Here is a 2,026-nt window from a genome sequence, read left to right on the forward strand (position 1 = left end):
TTACCGGCAAGCGTGTATAAGACAGACAACCTTAAAATAAATGATTAATATGACAGAAGAATATAAAAACGACATTGAAGAAACTGACAATCAATCGGAAGATGTTTCCTCAGTAAACTTTTTGGACAAAAAACAAAGAGAACTTCTTACCAGCACAATTGACTACAATTTAGAAGGGCTTACTAACCTAATCACAAAAAGAGTTATTGATCTTGCTCCGAAATATCAAAGGAGATTTCGTTGGGATGATGTTCGAAAATCAAAACTGATAGAATCATTTTTAATGAATGTTCCTGTGCCACCTATATTTTTAAATGAAGATGACTTTGGAAAATATAGCGTTATAGATGGGAAACAAAGATTGTCAGCAATTCACGAGTTTATAACCGGAAAACTTACTTTAAATGGTTTAATTGTTTTTAAAGACTTAAATGATTTGAATTTCTTTGATTTACCAATTGAGTTTCAAAACTCATTAAAAATAAGAGCAACTGTAAGGGCGATAATAATTTTAAGGCAATCTGATAAGGACATAAAGTATGAAGTGTTTCAGCGGTTAAATACTGGTGGTGTAAAACTTAATGCTCAAGAAATCAGAAACAGTGCTTTTCCCGGACTTTTAAATGACAAAATTTTGGATTTATCAGAAGATAAATTGTTTCATAAGATTATGGGAATTAAGTCAAAAACTAAATCCAGAATCTATCAAGAAATGAAAGATGCAGAATTAGTAGTAAGATTTTTTGCACTCAAAGATACCTTCTCAAATTACGGTGGTGGTCTTAAAAATATTCTCGACAATTATCTCGACAAAAATCAAAGCCTTAAGGAAGACAAAGTTTTAGAACTCGAAAAAGAATTTAAAGACACTTTAGATGTTGTTCAAAAGGTATTCGGAACAGAAGGAGCATTTAGACGATGGATTCCGCAAAGTAGCAAATGGAAACAGCAGATATCGGCTCCAATCTATGATATGCAAATGTTTGCTCTATTTGGCAGGGATAAAGATCTGATAATTGAACATAAAGAATCCATTCTTGCGGACTTCAAAAACCTTTTTAGCCAAGACAAAACATTCATTGAATCCATAGAATCCTCAACAGCTACTCCTGTTCGTTTTCATTACAGAATTAATAAGCTGAAAGAAATTCTAAATAACTACTTGTAATATGGGAATAGCACTTGACAAATTCAAAGAGTCAATAGAGCTTGCTATTTCCTTGCGAAAAATTGAAACAGAAAAGTATGCAAGAAATAGACAAGCTGACCAACCTTTCAAAATGGGATTAAGGGGTGGTGCAGCTGTTTTAATGGTTGCATCATTTGAGTTTTACATAAGAAGGCTTTTCGAAGAAAATATTGCAAGACTAAATACAAGCCCACCAACAATTGACTTGCAAAAATTACCGGACAATCTAAAAGTAAAAATAGTTTTTGATGGACTTAATGCACCTATGAAGGGGCCAAAATATGGACCTACAACTCAGAAAGTTGATAGAATAGACTCGATTCTAACTGCTTGTAGACATTTGATTGGCGAACATATTAATCCTGCAACCTTTTCTGACACTAACAGCAACCCAAATGGAGACACGGTCAAAACAAAATTCAAAGAAGTTGGGCTACCCGATATTTTCAATACAATCAAAGCCGATTTTGAGACTAAGTGGGGGAATGCAGTAGCTGCGACATTTATTGAAGACAAGCTAAATGAAATAGTTAATGTTAGACACGTTGTGGCTCATACTGCCGACACTCTTAACATTACAAAAGCTTCTCAAAAAGAAGCAATAAAATTTTTAAAAATTCTAGCAGAGTTGCTGGACAAGGAATTAGACAAACACATTAAACACTTATTAGTTACAGCAAAAAAATGACATCATTGAACAGAAGAACGCCAGCCGGTAACAGGCGTTTGGCTCAATGGCGGGTGAAGTGGTTAATTGAAAATTCTACCTCACATCAGCTTTTGTGGTGTATTGACAATTTTGTGCTCCGAAATCCACCACTGCGCCAAGCGCCAAAA

2 protein-coding genes are annotated in these 2,026 nt (G+C 34.4%); both read left to right on the plus strand.

Translation table 11 applies throughout. From position 1 onward, the window contains the following. The first annotated feature begins 49 nt into the window (after positions 1 to 49). Positions 50 to 1,168, plus strand: a complete 1,119-nt coding sequence (locus P767_RS17315) for a DUF262 domain-containing protein (protein ID WP_172637557.1) — start codon at positions 50 to 52, stop codon at positions 1,166 to 1,168. Between the two features lies 1 nt (position 1,169). After that, entirely contained in the window at positions 1,170 to 1,877 is a 708-nt protein-coding gene (locus P767_RS0114765) for a HEPN domain-containing protein (RefSeq protein ID WP_026765151.1), read from the plus strand. Positions 1,878 to 2,026: the final 149 nt, after the last annotated feature.

This window comes from Sediminibacterium salmoneum NBRC 103935, from assembly GCF_000511175.1.
Lineage (GTDB): Bacteria > Bacteroidota > Bacteroidia > Chitinophagales > Chitinophagaceae > Sediminibacterium > Sediminibacterium salmoneum.